Raw genomic sequence first — 18,285 nt, forward strand, 5'->3', positions numbered from 1 at the left:
ATCACCCCTTTATATTTAATGTTTTTCGAAATAATTAACTTTTTGACCATATCTAATCATTTTTTTCGTCATTTCATCCGTAATATTATTCCATACAAAACCCGTTTTTCTTAACAGCATATTCGTTTTATCCCCCATTATATGGAATAATGTTTGTTCGACATCATTAAATGTTTTCAATTCATCTCCTATACAATGCAGCTGTAAATTATATATATCTGATGCATATTGATTAAATTGCTTTTCATCAAAGATATAATCTATAAATTTATCAATTGAAGTTTCTTTTACATCTATGTCTAATCCATACGTTGTTAAAAGAGCTGATAAGCTTACATAGTTAGGATTGAAAATGTGATGAGTCTCATTCATTAATTCTTTTTTATTAAACAACTTAATAATTGCCTGACTAACATCATTCACACATGCAAAATCTATATCTCTTTCCATTTCTGGAACCAATCCAATTCTTATATATGATTTCATCATTGAGTATAATGCATTCTGCTCTATGTTTTCTTGAAACCTTCCTGTTTTAGAATCAAAACCAATGTTTCCCACTCGAAAAACATTTACATTTATTCCCTTATCCCTCGTTTCCAGTACAATCTTTTCAGCTTCTAACTTTGTCTTTGGATAAGGATTTTCAATAATTTGCCCTAAATCATTATCATACTCCGTATACAATATATCTTCGTTATTCTTTACTACACCAGAAGCTACAGCCAATGTAGAAATATGATTCACATCTTTCTTTACTCCCTTAAGCGAAAAATCAATTACATTTCTCGTAGCTAGAACGTTTGCTTCATAGGATTTTTCATATTTCCCATAATGACTAACACTGCCTGCTGAATGTATAATACATTGGATTGTTTCACTCAAATATTGATAGTTCGGCAAATCTAAGCCCATATATTTTTTTGTCAGGTCGCCACTATATACAAAAATTCTTTTCTTATACTTATCATAAAAAGATGTTCCAAAATAAGAGCAAACTTTTTCTTTAATGCGATTTTCTGCTTTTATACAATTGTCACTTCTTACAATCAAATGTACATTGCAATCTAATTCAGTTAATAAATCATGTAATAAGTAAACGCCCAAATATCCCGTGCTTCCTGTCAATAGAACTTCCTTATAACCGGTTTGGCAAGAAAGGTTGATTTCGTAATACTTTTTGTTTCTATCATCATATAAACTTCGTATCGCTATGTCGCCTCTTATCTTCTCCTCCATTAACCGATGCCTTTCTCCTCTAGCAATCAGATAAGTTGCTAATGCATCTGGAATGGTCTTCTCCTTTTTATATGTCATATGCTGCGCTAGATCAGAGACTCTAGGGTATTCAAATAAATGATTAATAGAAATATCAAAATCCTTCTGTAAGCTCGAAACAACATTGATAGCCGTTAATGAGCTACCTCCTAATTCAAAGAAATCATCATGGATACTAACTTGTTTTACTCCCGTAACTCTCTTATATGATTCTATAATTTTCCGCTGTTTATCATCTTTCGGAACAACATTCCTCTTTAGCTCTTCTACATAGTCACTTTGCGATAAAGGGGAACTCTCTTCCATTTCAATATCCTTAGAAAGGCTAAAGAACTGCCGTTCAAAAGGATACGTAGGGAGTGGAACACGATATCTTCTTTCTTGCGAAAAATACTTGGACCAGTTAATCTTCACGCCATGAATATGCAACTTACCAATATTTTGAAGCAAGTAATTGTCATCAAAAATTTTTTCTTTAGGATGCCTTACAGTATTAATAATTGGGCATTTTGATTCTCCTTGAGTATGTTGTCTAACAAAACTACTTAATGTTCTACCTGGTCCAACCTCCACAAAAATACTTTCCGTACCCGATAGTAGATGCTTAATGCCCTCAGAAAATTCCACTACATTTCGCAGATGATTCACCCAATAATCTGCACTTTTTGCTTGTTCTTCCGTAATCCATTCTCCTGTAGAATTGGATATAAATGGTATTTTAATGTCCTGGAAATTAATTTCTTTTAACTTCTTTCCATAGGTATCTAAAATTGAGTCCATCATGGATGAATGAAAGGCATGGGAAGTTGTAAGTTTTTTAAACTGAAAACCTTTCCTAATCAATTCCCCCTCAAAAGTATAGATTGCCTCATCAGAACCTGAGATTACGCATGATATTGGACTATTCACTGCGGCAATAGATACATCTTGATTCATTAGTGGTAAAATTTCATTTTCCGAAGCCATTACACTTATCATGCTGCCTTTAGGTAATTGTTGCATTAAGGTCGCCCTCTCATACACCAACTGAAGCGCTTGCTTTAATGAAAACACTCCCGCCAAACAAGCAGCCACATATTCCCCTATACTATGTCCAATCATGCCGTCCGGATAGATGCCCCATTCCATTAGTGTTTTTGCTAATGAGTATTCAAAAATAAATATTGCAGGCTGTGTATTAGATGTTTGATTTATATCATCTCTCATTCTAGCTTCCAGGTCCTTTGGATATAAGACTTCCTTCCAATCAATCCCACTAATCTCTTCTAAAATCTCACAACAAAGATTCACTTCATCTCGAAATCTCTTCTCTTCATTATATAAATCCAATCCCATATTTACATATTGTGCACCCTGCCCGGGAAACATGAAAATTATTTGCTTACTACCGCCATCACAAATGTTAGTTTGAACCTTAGCAGAATTTTGAATAAAAAATTCTCGCTTCGCTTCCTCTATATCCGAAACCACTAATGCTCTTCGATATTTTAAATTTTTCCTTCCATTTAAAAGTGTATAAGCTACATCAGCCAAATTCACATTATTGTTATGATTTAAATATTCAGCTAACTTTTCAGTTTGCTCTTCAAGAGATTTTTTCGTTTGTGCAGAAAAAGAAAGTAATTGATATCTCCTACTCCGCTCAGAAGCTTCTCTTTGGGGAGGTTCCTCAAGTACAACATGGGCATTTGTTCCTCCCATACCAAATGAACTTACTCCTGCTCTTAAAGGAAACTCTTGGTTCTTCCATTCCGCCAATGTATCCTGTACATAAAATGGACTATTACCAAAATTAATTTTTTCATTTGCTTTCTCGTAGTTAATGCTTGGTGGAATCATGCGATTCTCCAAAGCAACTACAGTTTTTATCAAACCTGCTATACCTGCAGCGTTATCAAGATGACCAATATTCCCTTTAACCGATCCAATACCACAAAAATTATTCTTCTCTGTATTAAATGCCAATTTCAAGGCTTCAACCTCAATCGGGTCACCTAGCATTGTTCCAGTACCATGAGCCTCTACATATGATATACTTTCAGATTCTACCTCGGCCATGTGATGAGCTGCTCTAATAACAGCAGCTTGTCCTTCTACACTTGGCGCATTAAAACTAACCTTATCAGCGCCATCATTATTTATTGCGGATCCTTTCACAACAGCATGGATGAAATCTCCATCAGCAATCGCATCCTCCATACGCTTCAAAACAACAATTCCCGCTCCATTTCCATTGACCGTTCCCCTAGCATTATCATCAAAAGGTCTACAGTGTCCATCTGGTGAAAGAATCATGCCATCCTTGTATAAATACCCTCTTTTCTCAGGTAATGTAAGTGAAACCCCTCCAGCCAAAGCAATGTCACAATCTCCACTTAATAGAGCTTGACATGCCAAGTGCACAGCAACCAATGAAGAGGAACATGCAGTTTGAACTGTATAACTAGGACCTTTCAAATTTAATTTATGTGATAATCTGGTGCCGAAAAATTGAGAACCATTTAAAAATTCTGCTTCTTTTATAAAATCTTTCGCTCCATCATATACCGCTTCTAACCAATATAAGTTTGTAGATGCTCCAATATAAGTACCAATTAAACCATTAAAGTTATCCGAAAAGTAAGCACTACTCTCTAATGCTTCCCAGGCACACTCGTGCAAAATTTTCAGCTGTGGATCCATTACCTCTAATTCCCTAGGTGAGTAATTAAATAATTTATTGTCGAACCATTCTGTTCCTGTAATAGCCCCACCAGCCTTTATATAATTGGGATTTTGGATCGTTTCTAGATCAATTCCTCCATTCTGTAACTCCTTATCTGTGAAGAAGGTTACCGATTCTACACCATTCTTCAAATTTTCCCAGAATTCATTTATAGTATCTCCACCAGGAAATCTGCAAGACATTCCAATAATAGCAATCTCTATACCATTTCTTATCGGTTCCTGTGCACTATCATTCATTCGAATCCCTCTTTCTTTGACGTCTTTGTTTTAACCTATTTTTCGATTCCTTTATTACCTGAACTCTATTTGAATTCATTTTTTCCTGTACCCTGCTCTCAGCGGTCATCTTTAATTGCTGGGATAGAGAATAAATTGTAGGATATCTAAATAGCATCATTACAGTTATGTCGATGTTCAAATCATTTTTCAACCGTTCATTTATTTGAATAATATTCAGTGAATTCCCACCAAGTTCGAAGAAATGATCATAAATACCGACCTGATTTACCCCAAGTACCTGTTTCCAGATCTCCGCTATCATTTTTTCTAGATTCGTTCCAGGTGCTATATAAGTAGTACCTAACGATATATAATTCTCATCATCCCTTTCTTGCAAGGCTCTTACGTCGACTTTGTCGTTATTCGTTACAGGCATACTCTCTAATTGCACAAAATGTGACGGAATCATATATTCAGGTAACTTATTCCTCAAATACTCCCTTAATTCTGTACTGGTAACCTCTTGGTTTGTAATTAGATACGCACACAAATAGCTTTCATTACTTTGATTTTGTTTCGCAACAACAATTGCGTTATCAATATATTCATGATTTAAAATGTGGTTTTTTATTTCATCTGGCTCTACTCGGACTCCCTTAACCTTTACCTGATGGTCAATCCTTCCAAGATACTCAATGTCCCCATTAGGGAGCCACCTTGTAAGGTCTCCCGTTTTATACATTTTCTCACCTGGAATAAATGGATTGGACATAAATTTTTCATCTGTCAAATCTGACTTATTGATATATCCCCTTCCTACACCTGCCCCAGCAATATATAATTCCCCAGTCACACCAATAGGTACAGGATAATAATCTTGATTTAAAATATATGCCCTATAGTTACTTAGAGGCTTACCTATTGGTATGCTCGAACCCTCTTCATTTTCACGACAAATATAGTATGTTGAAAAAATCGTCGTCTCGGTTGGACCATACAGATTAATAATCATCTCAGCATTAACAGTACTCTTTAATTGATCATAAAGACTCTTTGTAAAGACCTCACCGGCTACAAGAACATAGTTAAGAGGTTGACTTATGACAATATTATCTATTAAAACTTTCAAATGGGTAGGTACAGCGCCCAAGACATTAATTTTGTTTTTCTCAATAAAGTTCCACATATTTCTTGGCTCAGCGATTAGCTCTTCCTCAGGAATATATAACCTACCCCCAGAGAGAATCGGGAGAAGGATTTGTTGAACAGAAACATCGAATGTGATTTTTGCTAGCAATAAATGATTCATTTCTTGATTAAATTTTAATTTCCGAATGAGTCCTATCAACTGATTCACAATATTCTTGTGTTCGACCATAACCCCTTTAGGGTTACCGGTTGTTCCAGAGGTATAAATTACATATGCCAAATCGTCGGGCTGGTTTATGTTTTCAAGATAACAACCATCTTCTTTACAGTTTATTTCATCATCCAACCTAATTACTTCCTGTTCAAAAGTAAAGCGTTCCTTCATATTATTTCGGGCCAGAACCAACTGACAATCACTGTCTCTCAAAAAATATTTTATCCTGCTTATTGGAAGAGTGGGATCAATCGGTAAAAATGCCCCTCCTGCTTTTAGCACACTGAGAACTCCTATGACCATTTCTAAGGAAGGCTCTGCAATAAGTCCAACAACGCTATTTCTTTGCACTCCCTTTTTTCTTAAAGTGCGGGCCAGTTGATTTGCCCTTGCATCCAGCTCAGAGTACGTTAGTGTCATTTCTTTATACACGATGGCATTTTCTGATGGACCTTCTTTCACTTTCTGCTCAAATATCTCATGCACCGTCATTTGATACGAATATTCATCCGTCGTATTATTAAATTCATAAAGAACGGTTTTCATCTCTGATTCAGACATCATCTGGATATCTTGTAATGGTATATCCATCTTTTCGGTAATCTCATCAAGTAGATAAATAAAATGTTCTGCTAATCTTTGTACTGTATCCTTCTTGAATATATCCTTACGATACTTCCACTTAAAATGCATATCTTCATTAATTTCTAATACATGAATGAACATATCAAATTGAGTCATACTACTTTCAAATGGGAATTTTCGGAAAGTTAATTCCCCTTTATCCTTAAAGAAATACTCATCATTATCCAAAGAAAACATAATATCAAATATTGGATTTCTCCCTGTATTTCGATAAGCATCTACTTGATTTACTAACAATTCAAACGGATATTCCTCATGATCAATGGCTTTTATTGTATTATCCTTCACTTCATCCAGAAAATTCAGAAATGTTTTTTTGCGACATGGGAAATTTCTTATTACTACCGTATTCACAAACATACCAATAGTCCGTTCCAAACCTGGACGAGATCGGCCAGCTGTAGGGGTACCAATCGTAATATCTTCTTGACCCGTATATTTTAAAAACAATACATTTAAAGCAGCAAGTAGCACCGTATATAGGGTTGTCCCATTCTCCTTCGCTATCTTTTTCAAACGCTTTGTCAAATCGTATCCCGCCATAATTGGTACATAATCACTATCATAAAGTTGCACCGGGTGTCGTGGATAATCTGTATTTAACTCCAGTAATGGAGGTTCATCTTTAAATATGTTTAGCCAATACTTTTCTTTACTCTTAAAATCATCAGTCTGAAAAAATTCTGCCTGCCATACTGCATAGTCTCTATATTGTAATTTAATCGGAGGCAAATCTTTATTTAAATAACTATCATAAAATTCCTCCATAATTATGTCCATCGATATACCATCAAAGACAATATGGTGAGCATCAGTTAACAGCAAATGCTTATTTTCTCTGATTTTAATAACTTTGATTCTAAATAGAGGAGGTTGTCCCAGATTAAAAGGTGTAGCAAACCCATGTACATACTCCATTAATTCTTCTTCCGATGCTTCAACGATATCAACAATAACCTTTAATTTAGGATGTACATACTGCACCACTTGTCCATTGATGAATGAAAACGATGTACGTAAAGATTCATGACGATCAACAAGATGTTGGAAAGCTCTCACCAACATATCATATTCGAGATCACCCTCTATGATTGTCCCCGACGGTAAATTATAAGCTACTGAATCACGATTAAGTTGCCACATAATAAATAGCCTTTTTTGCTGTGATGAAACAGGATAGTATTCTCTTGCTTCAACAGGTAATATAATTGAACTTTTATGTTGTTCCCCATCCAGTATTAGAGTTGTAAATTCTTTTATAGTTGGCTTTTTAAACATTTCACTTAAGTGTATATTCACGTCAAATTCTTGGTTAACTTTCAATATAATCGAAGCAGCATTTAAAGAATGCCCACCTAACTCAAAAAAATTATCATACACTCCTATCTTTTGAATATTAAGAACATCTCTCCATATATGTGCAACCTTTTTTTCCAATTCGCCTTCTGGTGCAACATAGTCGAAGTCTGATACTGGATCCAAGTTGGACACTGGCAATGCTTTACGATCAATTTTCCCGTTTTGATTGAGTGGCATTTTTTTCAGTTGAGTGAAGTAGGTTGGCACCATGAAATTCGGCAAACTTTTAATAAGGAAATTTCTTAATTCTGAGTTTGTTATATTCACATTGGCAACAAAATAAGCACTTAATACTTTCGTACCGAAAGTATCTTCGATTGCAACAACAACCTCATCTACATCTGGATGCTTCATAAGACCAGTCTCTATCTCCCCAACTTCTACCCGAAACCCCCTTATTTTCGTAAGATTATCTTTCCTTCCAATAAATTCAATATTCCCATCAGGCATCCACCTTGCCATATCTCCTGTTTTATAAACTTTTTTTTCGGTAATTTTCGGAAACTCTACAAATTTTTCTCTCGTTAAATCTGGAGCATTATAATACCCACGTGCCAATCCAACCCCAGCAATACACAGTTCTCCTGTTACACCAATAGGTACAAGATTCATTTCTTGATCAACAATGTATATTTCGACATTATTAAGAGGCTTCCCGATTGGAATCACCTTCAATTGTTCTATCTCTTGATTACTAATTCTATAGAAAGCGGCTAAATCCGTGCATTCCGTGGGACCATACGTATTTATAATTTCGCTCTTGAAATTTATTGATTTAACTAAAGGTTTGAGTTTTTTACAATTTATCGATTCACCACCTAAAAAAATACGCTTCAACGTGATTAACCTGCTAAAATTAGTTCTCTCATTATAATCAACCAATGGATAAAAACCACTTGGGGTACAATTAACGCTCGTGATTTTATGAATATTTATATAATCAGACATTTTATTGTAATCATACATACCTGACTCAAAAAGGTGCAATCGCCCCCCTTTTATCAATGGAGCAAATAAATTTTTATGCGCTGTATCGAAACTAATTGGGGCAATTAATAATACATTATCGGTTGGATTCATATCAAATTCATTGGTATACCAGTTGAGCAAATTCATAAATGAATTTCTTTTCACCATAACTCCTTTAGGGTCACCAGTGCTTCCAGATGTATAAAGAACATACATTAAGCTCTCTAATGGGATTTTCAATTCTAAATTCCCACTCATTTCTATAGGTGTACCGTCTCTCAAAGTTGTATCTATATCAATAAATCTAGTGTTTTCATTTATAAAATTAAATTCATTATTGCTGTACTTCAATATGATATCTACATTAGAATTACTTAGAAGATAATTAATTCGTTCATTTGGATAGTTTGGATCAATGGGTAAATATGCAGCTCCTGCCTTTAAAACACCTAATATACCAATTGGAAGTTCGAGCGATCTATCTAACATAATTCCTATTACAGAATCTTTTTTAGCTCCTAATTCAACTAATTTATGTGCTATATGATTTGCTCTTATATTTAATTCCTCGTAAGTTAAATTTTGATTTTGGTAAAAGACTGCTAGCTTATGGGGACTTTTAGCTACTTGAAATTCAAACAAGTCAACAACAGATTGATCCTTAGGAAAACCTGTTTTTGTGTTGTTAAACTCATTTAGAATACGATTTCTCTCATTGGATAAAATATCAATTTCAGAGAGCCTTATACTCGGATTAGCTACTACTGCTTTTAACAAATGAGTCAATTGATTTATAACTCTTTCAATCAAGTCTCCTACACTTTCTTTACAAGTGATACAACACTCTAGTTTATCTCCATGCCATGTAAAATTAAAGACGGTATCTGCATTTGTATAATGATTAGAAATATTATGTTGAATATTTTCAAACTGTATGACTGTACGAGGATTCAGTTTATTAGAATTTGCATTCTCATCTCCTAAAAGTTTTGCTAATCGCTTATGCGATACTTTCTGATTTTTATTTGCCTCTGTAATGTTTTGTTGTACTTTTAATAGAAGCTCTTTAAATGTCATATTACTATGGACATTACTTCTTATAATCAAAAGATGATCATAATATGCTGTGCCAGATTTTGATTGAATTACTGGCGTTCCAATAGAAATATCTTTACTATCCGTGTATATTGAGAGCAAATATTTCACACTAGCAATCAAAATGATAAGCATTCCATATTCAGAATGATTACTTATTTCACTAATTTTATGTGATATGTTTTCTGATAATCTATATGTAAATATTTTTTCTTCCTGATTTTTCACACCAACTTTTTTATTAAAATTTACAAAACTACTCATTTCTAAATCCGTTGATAGTTGATCCAACCAAAACTTCTCCTCTTTAGTTAACAAATCTGCATTATAAACATCATTGCTCATAATAATCTCCTCTCCCAACCAATGTTGAATTAATAAGATTTATAATATCAATGTAATTTTCATTAATAAAAAAGTGATCTCCTGGATAGCCATAAACAATAGTATCTCTCGAAGTAAACTCACACCATTTTTTCATGTATTCCTCAGTAACATCATCCAGCTTACCGTACATTGCAGTAATACACGTATTTAACTTGTACAATTCATTACTGAATTTATATTCTTCTATCAATTTAAAGTCAGATCTTAAAATTGGGATAAATATATCCATTAACTGCTGATTATTAAGAATTTCTTTTGGAGTACCATTTAAATTTAATATCACATCTTTAAATTCTTTTTCTGGTAAGTTAGACACTTTTTGTTCTCTAATAAAATTTGGGGGCTTTACACCTGATAGAAAAATATGCACAGGAGCATTAAGATTTCTACTTTCTATTTCCTTACAAAGTTCATAAGCGATAAGCCCGCCCATACTGTGACCAAAAAACGCGTAATCGCAATTACCTACAACTCTATATATACATTCGAATATATCATTAATCGCGTGATTCATATCATCATAACAATCTTCTTGAAATCTTTTACCCCTTCCTGCGTATTGAATTGGTTTCAATTCAATACTAGGATGTAAGTAATTTTTCCACTTACTATATATCGAACCGGATCCACCAGCATAAGGAAAACAAAAAAGAATCGTATTATTCATATACTCTCCTTTCCTATGAATCAAAATTATTTACTAAATTTTAAAAGGCTCTATAGAACTTAATTAGCCACCTAACATCTCCCAATTTTTTTTATTAATCTAGCTCCCATTTATATTTTAGGGTGCAATCAGGAATTATCTTTGGTAAACCATTAAATTTCCATACAGCCTATGTAGCACAACATGTATAATGATCTATTTCCCTTTCACTTTATTCCAAAATGGTATACGTCCTTGTATATCATCTATTACAGAAGAGAATCCTGGTGCAGTGGAAAAAAAGAACCCTGTACAATGATGCGCTTTTTGATATTCTTCATCTTTCATTAAAATAAGATGAGCCTTCTTTATATTAAAGTGTGGAACAGCAGGGAACAAGTGATGTACCAAATGGTATGAGTTTCTATGAGGATGAATGAGAAAACGCTCAAAAAAATTCCCAAAAGAATTTCTTGATGCAAATATCTCATTTTCCGATTCTAGTCCTGCATGTTCGGCCATTTCAGCCCAATATTTTAACATTTGAAAAGTTGTTAAAAACGGAACTACCCAAAATAAAATCAACTCTTGCCAGAAACCGAAAACAATTGAACAAATAATGATAGCGCCCCAATATAGAGTCCTGATTATTTGATCAAATCTAGGTTCCTCTTTTGCATATGCTGTTACTTTGATCATTCCAATCAAATAATTCGGCACATGTACTAAGAACAAAGGCTTTAAGCAATGCTGAATAAAAAATTCCATTTTATTTTTAGTCGGTTTATCTAACCCAACAATTTGATACCTTTGCTTATCAGGGTCTATCTCACTCCATAAATACCTGTGGTGATTCATGTGACTCTTACAATATGCTTTATAAGAAATCATTATCGGATAAGCAGCAAAGAAACATGCAACCCACTTATTTAATTTACGATTTTTAAAAAGCATACGATGACTTGACTCATGCATCATAATATCAAGGCCACGCATACGGCTACCAATGATAACAATACTAATCAAATACATCCACATAGTAGGGATAAAATAATTCAATGCAATTACTAAGGACACAATACCCCAATCCAATCCTATGGCAAAAAAATTATACCAATTGTTGGTTTTTTGTAATTCGCGAATTTCCAAGTTGATTTCTTTCGAAAAACGATGCTTCTCTAACTCTTTCTTTTGACTTTCCCCTAAATCGGTAGTTCCTCTAATCATATTATTAACTCCTTTATATAGAAATTAATGCTGTTGATTTATATCAGGAATCCTTCATTTAAATCCTTAACAAACACCCTTAGGCTCTCAAAATTTATACTCTAATTAATCATTTAAAGCGAACAATCCAACAGTTTTTATAAGCATATTAACTCTTAGTTAAATATTCATATCCTTTTTTATTTTGTAGGTATCAAAAAACATCCATGAATCTCAAAAACTAAATCTTTTTTTCAGAAATTAATTTATCAATCCCACTTTTAAGAGGAACTACATTTCGTTCCACATTAGACATAATATGGAATTGTATCTTAGACTTTGCATTTACAGATGAATGAACCCTCACACCTGGATCAAATCCAAATACAAAATATTTGAGAATCTCATCATTTTCCATTGAAATCCAAACACCATATCCATAATGTAAACTATTATTTTTCACATAAGGAGTTAACAACTGATTAGTGTACTCTTTATTTAGGAGTTTCCCATTAAATAATCCATTCCAAAATTCTCCTAAATCTAAAACTGTTGTAAAAGCCCCTCCATCTGGCCCACCAACTATAGGGACCGAATAGATATTAGTTCTCCAAGTGTTATCATCTTTATTATCTATATATCCAAGTGCAGTTCGTTCCGGCAGTTGATCCATCCGGAAATATCCTGAATCTGACATGCCACAAACCTGAAATATATTCTCTTTTACATATTCTGCAAACTTCATCCCTGTCAATTTTTCTACAATCAACCCAAGTAAAATATAACCTGCATTACTATAAGAAAATTTACTTCCAGGATTAAACTTCATATGATAATTTTGAAACATAGGCAGAAAATCTGCAGGAGATTTAATAGAATACATTGGGGTATCCTTCCATAAATCTTCAAAATCATCCATTTCTTCTTCATCAAAATAATCTGGTATGCCCGAAGTATGAGTTAATAAATGATGAATTGTAATGCCTTCATAAAAATGTGGGAATGAGTCTTCTAAACACTCTTTCAAACAGGTATCAAAAGTTAAAACACCCTTTTCAACTAATTGACATATTGCCACTGCAGTGAAAATTTTACACCCAGAAGCCATACCAAACCGAGTACGTGATGTATTAAAAATTTGTTCACTTCTATTCGCATATCCAAATCCATCTTCAAAGATCTTTTTTTTATTTTGAATTAAAATCGCACCTGAGAATGGTAATTTATCATCATAATTCTTTATAAATTCTTTTATTTCTCCAGAAATTATCACTTACCCAATCCCCTTTTATTTTTCTGATTTTTCCAACTATTAAACAGGATTAATTGTAACTTCATTTAATTTTCAAAGCAATCTAAAATACATAACAAACCTTGAGAAACTTTTTTAATAATTGAATTGACTTCAAAAAAAAAAAATAAAACATAAGTTTGTTCATTTCTTCAAAATAGCTATACAATAACACTTAATATAATTCACATGATTTCTCAATAAATCTTATATCGCTCTCTATAATTTAATGGTAGTTGATAAATAATAAAATTAATTATACATTTAAATTCTCTTGAGACTATTATTTATATTGTTAGTGAGGTCATTATGAAAAAAATTGATAGTTACTTAGAAATTATTGCAGTTAAATTAGGAATTTTACTACCCTACAAAGACATAGAGCTGAAACTCACAGAATTACCTAAAAATGAAAGGGAAAGAATTTTAAGATTTCATAAATTAGAAGATCAACAAAGAACATTATTAGCTCATCTATGCATCAGAAAACGTTTGCAAAGATTATTGCTCATACCTGCAGATACTATCTCTATTAAAAGAGATCGAACAGGCCGCCCTTTTTTAAATAAATATCATGGTTGGAAGGGGGATTTTAATTTATCTCATTCTGAAGAATGGATTATATGTGGACTTGCTTCAACTGGACGAATTGGTGTAGACATTGAAAAAATTCAACCTATAGATCTTTCCGTAACCGAACTATGCTTTACTCAAGAAGAAATTGACTATTTTCAGTATATTCCTCACGATAGACAGTTATCGTTTTTCTTTGATATTTGGACTCTAAAAGAATCATTTGTTAAAGCAATTGGAAAAGGACTTCTATATCCATTAGATAGTTTTGGCTTCAATATGGACGATTGGTCCCAAAATAAAATAACCTTACGGAACACTAATTCCGATTTTAGTCAATTCTATTTCTGCCTAAATCGGTTAGAGCAAAATTACACTATCGCGGTTTGTTATACAGATTTGGAACAGATAAACAATTCATCTATAAAGATACTAGATTATTCTGAGTTCCTATAATTATTTTACGTTTTTTCTAGAGCAATGATACACCCGCCGTTATAAAAAACTGAAAATACAGAAAAATAACAACTTATAATAATCACTTTAATTATTATAAGCTCAATCTTTTTTAAGTTCATATTTTATTACGTTTTATCTTCTGTATCCAAAAATATTTTAAGCTTCAATCATCGTATAACAATTTAAAAATCACCTATATTGGAGGATTATTAGAATGAGTATTTTAAAGTCATATTGCTCAAGTGAATATAGTACGTTAAAAAAAGTTGTACTATGCGAACCATTATATATGAATATTTCTAGCGGTATAAACAAGACCCAAAAATATTTTATCAATTTAGGCTTTAATGTAAATCTAGCGAGAGAACAATACTCAAAATTTATTGATATACTTAAAGAAAATAGAATACACACTTTAATGCTACCTCCTGAAGTACGCTTTCCCGAACAAGTTTTCACGAGAGATATCGGTTTTACTGTAGGGGAAACTGTTTTCATTTCTAACATGAAAAATGAAGTTCGTAAAGGAGAAGAGCAAATTTTCAAGAAAATATTATTAGAAAAAGATATTACTTATATAGATTGTATTAATAGTCATATAGAAGGCGGCGACGTCATTATCGATCAAGATATTGTATATATTGGCGTAAGCAATCGAACGTTATTTAACTCTGTAATAAAACTTCAACAGTTGCTCACACACTATAAAATAATTCCTGTTCCTTTTTCCAAAGATTTTTTACATTTAGATTGTGTTTTTAATATCATTTCAAAGGAAGAAGCCTTAATATATCCACATGCATTTAGTAATAGTACATTAAAAATGTTATCAGATCGTTATAATTTAATAGAAGTATCTAAAAAAGAGCAATTTACTTTAGCAACCAATGTATTATCTTTAGGCAATAAAAAGATGATTAGTTTACCCATTAATACTACAACAAATAAAGAGCTGAGACTTAGAGGTTATGAGGTTATTGAAATCGACTTTGGAGAAATTATAAAATCTGGCGGATCTTTTCGCTGCTGCACTCTTCCTCTACAAAGGGGATGATTAAAAAACTAAAAATTAAAAGCTCACATTATAAAGGTGTTACGTTATTACGTAACACCTTTTCTCAAGGATAAACTTCCTTTACTTCTCTTCCGGATAATCACAGTACTCAATGATTGTTCCCTCTGTATCCGCTGGGTTAAGATAAATTAATCGTCTACCATGTTTATTAATTCGAAGCGTATGTTCTAACGTTCGAATCCCTTGTTCCTTTAATTCTTCTAAAGCTACATCTAAATCGTCTACACGATACGCAACATGATGGACACCTTTCCCTTTTTGCTTTATAAATCGTGCTATTGGAGAAGTCGAATTATTCGTTGGCGCAAGTAATTCGATTCTATCACCATCAACTTCAAGAATAGCTACTTCGCTTTCAACACCAGGTGCTTCACTTACGTATCGATCTATTAAAGTTCCTGATAAAACCTTTTCATAAAACTGTATCGTACTATCTATATCACGAACTGCGATCCCGATATGGTCAATTGTTTTTTTCATTTTATTTCCCCTATTACTTTATTTTTTCTATTCTTATCAATAGTAACAAAAAAAGTTATAGAATCAAATTCTATAACTTTTTTCATTTAACTTATTTTCTTATTCGCACTAGCTGCTGGGCGAACTCCATTTTTCATTTTCACAACGCTAATGCCGTATCCAATTAATCCACCAATTACTGCTGGTAACACCCAGCCTAATCCAACCTCATGCATTGGAAGTAACTTAGTAAGAATATCGCTCACTACTGCTAATTTCACACCAGCAGCACTTAATCCATCAAACATACTTACAATAAATGTTACTAATAAACTTCCCTGATACACTTCAGCTCTTCCATTGAACAATGGGTGAAGGAACGTTAGGAAAATTAATACGATTGCTAATGGATAAATCGCTGTTAATACAGGAACTGAAATTGAGATTAATTGTGTTAAACCTACATTTGCAACAACTGCACTGAAAACTGATAACATAATTGCAATCGTTTTATATGGAATACTTGGGAATAGCTTATGGAAAAATGAAGAACACGCTGAGACAAGTCCAACACTAGTTGTTAAACACGCTGCTATAACCATTATACCTAATATAACTCCGCCATATGAACCAAAATAATAGCTTGAAACTTTTGCTAACACTGCACCACCGTTATCTAAGTGACCAAGTTTTGCAACACTTGAAGCTCCCATAAATGAAAGTGCTGAATAAATTATTGCTAAAATAGATGCAGCGATCAATGTTGCTTTTGCACAAACAATCATAATTTCTTTTTTTGTTTTTGCGCCCTTTTCTTTAATAGCATTGATAATGATAATACCAAATACGAATGATGCTAACGTATCCATTGTTAAGTATCCTTCTTGGAACCCTTTAAAGAACGCATGTGATGTATAAGCCTCTGCAGGTGCTTGCATTTCTCCCATTGGATGAATAAAAGCAAAGACTACCAAAATTCCAATAAACGTTAATTTAATTGGCGTCAAGATTTTTCCAACAATATCGACAATTTTCGCAGGATTTAGCGAAAAAAAACAAGTGATGCTAAAGAATACAATTGTAAAAAGAATTAGCGCTGTAGAACTTAAGCCTTCTGGCACGAAAGGTTTAATACCAATTTCATAAGAAACGCTTCCTGTTCTAGGAATAGCGAATAACGGACCGATTGCTAAGTATAAAACTGTCGTAAATACAATTCCGAATACTGGATGCACTCGGCTTGCTAATGACTGTAAATCTTCTTTACCTGAAATCCCAAATGCTAATACACCTAGTAATGGTAAACCTACTCCTGTTACTAAAAATCCAGCGTTAGCAATCCATACATTCTCTCCTGCCGATTGACCAAGCATCGCTGGGAATATTAAATTTCCTGCTCCAAAAAATAGTGCAAATAACATTAATCCGATAACTACTATGAACGAAAACGGTACTTTATTCGTCATAATATAACCCCCATTCAAATTTCCTTATCTCATTTCCAATTTTAACTAATTGAATTTTCTGAATATTTAATTTAAGTATCAACTATTCTTGAACTCATTATAGTTTGTTATATAATATTTTGCAATACTATTTTCAAACTTTTCATTTATTTTATGAATATACATTTTTTAACATGGAAATTAGACTAAAAAACCAACATGGTCATCCATGTTGGTTTTACATTTACTATCATTAATTAAAATTTCGCCGCTACTTTCTTAACGTTATCTAAACCTTCTTCAACAATTTGCTGTGAACGATCTGGATATTGATTGTGTCCTTCAATTACAACTGTCTCTGGATTTGCAATTCCCCAGAACCCAAGTACGTTTGTAACGTAATTAACAGCCATTTCCATAGGAGCCATTTGTTCAGAAGAGTAATCTGAACCACGAGCACCTAAAACAACTACTTTCTTATCACCAACTAAACCTTCTGGACCGTTCGCTGTATATTTAAACGTTTTTCCCGCTTGAGAAAGATATGAAATATACGTGATTAATGGTGCTGGTACTGTAAAGTTCCATAATGGGAATGCAAATACTACTTTTTCAGCTTCTAAAAACTGGTTTAAGTACTTATCCACTGTAGCAACTGCCTTCTCTTCTTCAGCTGTTATCTCCATTCCTTGACTACGTTTATATCCACCTGAAATAGCGATATTTCCGTAATACGGAAGATCTAATGCGAATAAATCTAACTCCGTAATTTCTGTATTCGGATTTGCTTCCTTATAAGCACTTACAAATGTTTCATACATTTTTGAACTAATCGCTTGCTCCGCTGGACGATCGTTTGCTTTTACAAATAATACTTTTGACATTGTTTTATTCTCCTCTACTTTTGTATTTTCTTCTTTTTTACCAAATAACGAGCTAAATAATCCCATTTTCTTCACCTAAACTTTCTTATCATATTCATTATTCATCATCATAAAAATTCTTATTCTAATAAAAAGTTCCAATAGATACCTTAACCTAAGTAACTCAAAACTTTTTGTTATTTAATTACCTTATGTAAGTGATTGT

The 18,285-nt window shown here is 33.0% G+C and carries 10 protein-coding genes; 2 read left to right on the forward strand and 8 right to left on the reverse strand.

Annotated features, from left to right (window positions below):
* Positions 1-15: 15 nt before the first annotated feature.
* The 5 genes from AC1DS7_RS07435 to AC1DS7_RS07455 form a co-directional block, all read right to left on the reverse strand.
* A complete protein-coding gene (locus tag AC1DS7_RS07435) occupies positions 16-4,242 on the reverse strand; it encodes a beta-ketoacyl synthase N-terminal-like domain-containing protein (protein ID WP_476998884.1) in 4,227 nt (1,408 codons plus the stop codon).
* On the reverse strand, positions 4,235-10,000 hold the full coding sequence (locus AC1DS7_RS07440; RefSeq protein WP_476998885.1) for an amino acid adenylation domain-containing protein: 5,766 nt from the start codon (positions 9,998-10,000) through the stop codon (positions 4,235-4,237). Before AC1DS7_RS07440 ends, AC1DS7_RS07435 begins: the two co-directional genes overlap by 8 nt.
* Positions 9,990-10,709, reverse strand: a complete 720-nt coding sequence (locus tag AC1DS7_RS07445; RefSeq protein WP_476998886.1) for a thioesterase II family protein — start codon at positions 10,707-10,709, stop codon at positions 9,990-9,992. The genes AC1DS7_RS07440 and AC1DS7_RS07445 overlap by 11 nt, the downstream gene beginning before the upstream one ends.
* 195 nt (positions 10,710-10,904) lie before the next feature.
* Positions 10,905-11,915 carry a fatty acid desaturase family protein gene (locus AC1DS7_RS07450; protein WP_002141320.1) on the reverse strand — a complete coding sequence of 337 codons (1,011 nt, stop codon included), beginning with the start codon at positions 11,913-11,915 and terminating at the stop codon, positions 10,905-10,907.
* Positions 11,916-12,135: 220 nt separating this feature from the next.
* Positions 12,136-13,167: a serine hydrolase domain-containing protein gene (locus AC1DS7_RS07455; protein ID WP_016103163.1), complete on the reverse strand. Its 1,032-nt coding sequence runs from the start codon at positions 13,165-13,167 to the stop codon at positions 12,136-12,138.
* Positions 13,168-13,494: 327 nt separating this feature from the next.
* Here AC1DS7_RS07455 and AC1DS7_RS07460 point away from each other — a divergent pair, with 327 nt between their 5' ends.
* Both AC1DS7_RS07460 and AC1DS7_RS07465 read left to right on the forward strand, forming a co-directional pair.
* On the forward strand, positions 13,495-14,214 hold the full coding sequence (locus tag AC1DS7_RS07460; protein ID WP_002141318.1) for a 4'-phosphopantetheinyl transferase family protein: 720 nt from the start codon (positions 13,495-13,497) through the stop codon (positions 14,212-14,214).
* A gap of 217 nt (positions 14,215-14,431) precedes the next feature.
* A complete protein-coding gene (locus tag AC1DS7_RS07465) occupies positions 14,432-15,271 on the forward strand; it encodes a dimethylarginine dimethylaminohydrolase family protein (protein ID WP_002141317.1) in 840 nt (279 codons plus the stop codon).
* Positions 15,272-15,352: 81 nt separating this feature from the next.
* Here AC1DS7_RS07465 and AC1DS7_RS07470 read toward each other — a convergent pair whose 3' ends face one another.
* The 3 genes from AC1DS7_RS07470 to AC1DS7_RS07480 all read right to left on the reverse strand — a co-directional run bounded on the left by AC1DS7_RS07470 (position 15,353) and on the right by AC1DS7_RS07480 (position 18,146).
* Positions 15,353-15,772: a VOC family protein gene (locus tag AC1DS7_RS07470; protein ID WP_002141316.1), complete on the reverse strand. Its 420-nt coding sequence runs from the start codon at positions 15,770-15,772 to the stop codon at positions 15,353-15,355.
* 86 nt (positions 15,773-15,858) lie between these two features.
* A complete protein-coding gene (gene brnQ, locus AC1DS7_RS07475) occupies positions 15,859-17,217 on the reverse strand; it encodes a branched-chain amino acid transport system II carrier protein (RefSeq protein ID WP_016103162.1) in 1,359 nt (452 codons plus the stop codon).
* 236 nt (positions 17,218-17,453) lie between these two features.
* Complete coding sequence (locus tag AC1DS7_RS07480; protein ID WP_016092819.1) at positions 17,454-18,146, reverse strand: FMN-dependent NADH-azoreductase; 693 nt, start codon at positions 18,144-18,146, stop codon at positions 17,454-17,456.
* Positions 18,147-18,285: the final 139 nt, after the last annotated feature.

It is taken from the genome of Bacillus sp. P4_E1 (assembly GCF_056401715.1).

Excerpts from the sequence above, each read along its gene's own strand:
- AC1DS7_RS07435 (WP_476998884.1), bottom strand. The coding sequence starts at position 4,242 with ATGAATGATAGTGCACAGGAACCGATAAGAAATGGTATAGAGATTGCT.
- AC1DS7_RS07460 (WP_002141318.1), top strand. The coding sequence starts at position 13,495 with ATGAAAAAAATTGATAGTTACTTAGAAATTATTGCAGTTAAATTAGGA.
- AC1DS7_RS07480 (WP_016092819.1), bottom strand. The coding sequence starts at position 18,146 with ATGGGATTATTTAGCTCGTTATTTGGTAAAAAAGAAGAAAATACAAAA.
- AC1DS7_RS07440 (WP_476998885.1), bottom strand. The coding sequence starts at position 10,000 with ATGAGCAATGATGTTTATAATGCAGATTTGTTAACTAAAGAGGAGAAG.
- AC1DS7_RS07470 (WP_002141316.1), bottom strand. The coding sequence starts at position 15,772 with ATGAAAAAAACAATTGACCATATCGGGATCGCAGTTCGTGATATAGAT.
- AC1DS7_RS07465 (WP_002141317.1), top strand. The coding sequence starts at position 14,432 with ATGAGTATTTTAAAGTCATATTGCTCAAGTGAATATAGTACGTTAAAA.
- brnQ (WP_016103162.1), bottom strand. The coding sequence starts at position 17,217 with ATGACGAATAAAGTACCGTTTTCGTTCATAGTAGTTATCGGATTAATG.
- AC1DS7_RS07450 (WP_002141320.1), bottom strand. The coding sequence starts at position 11,915 with ATGATTAGAGGAACTACCGATTTAGGGGAAAGTCAAAAGAAAGAGTTA.
- AC1DS7_RS07445 (WP_476998886.1), bottom strand. The coding sequence starts at position 10,709 with ATGAATAATACGATTCTTTTTTGTTTTCCTTATGCTGGTGGATCCGGT.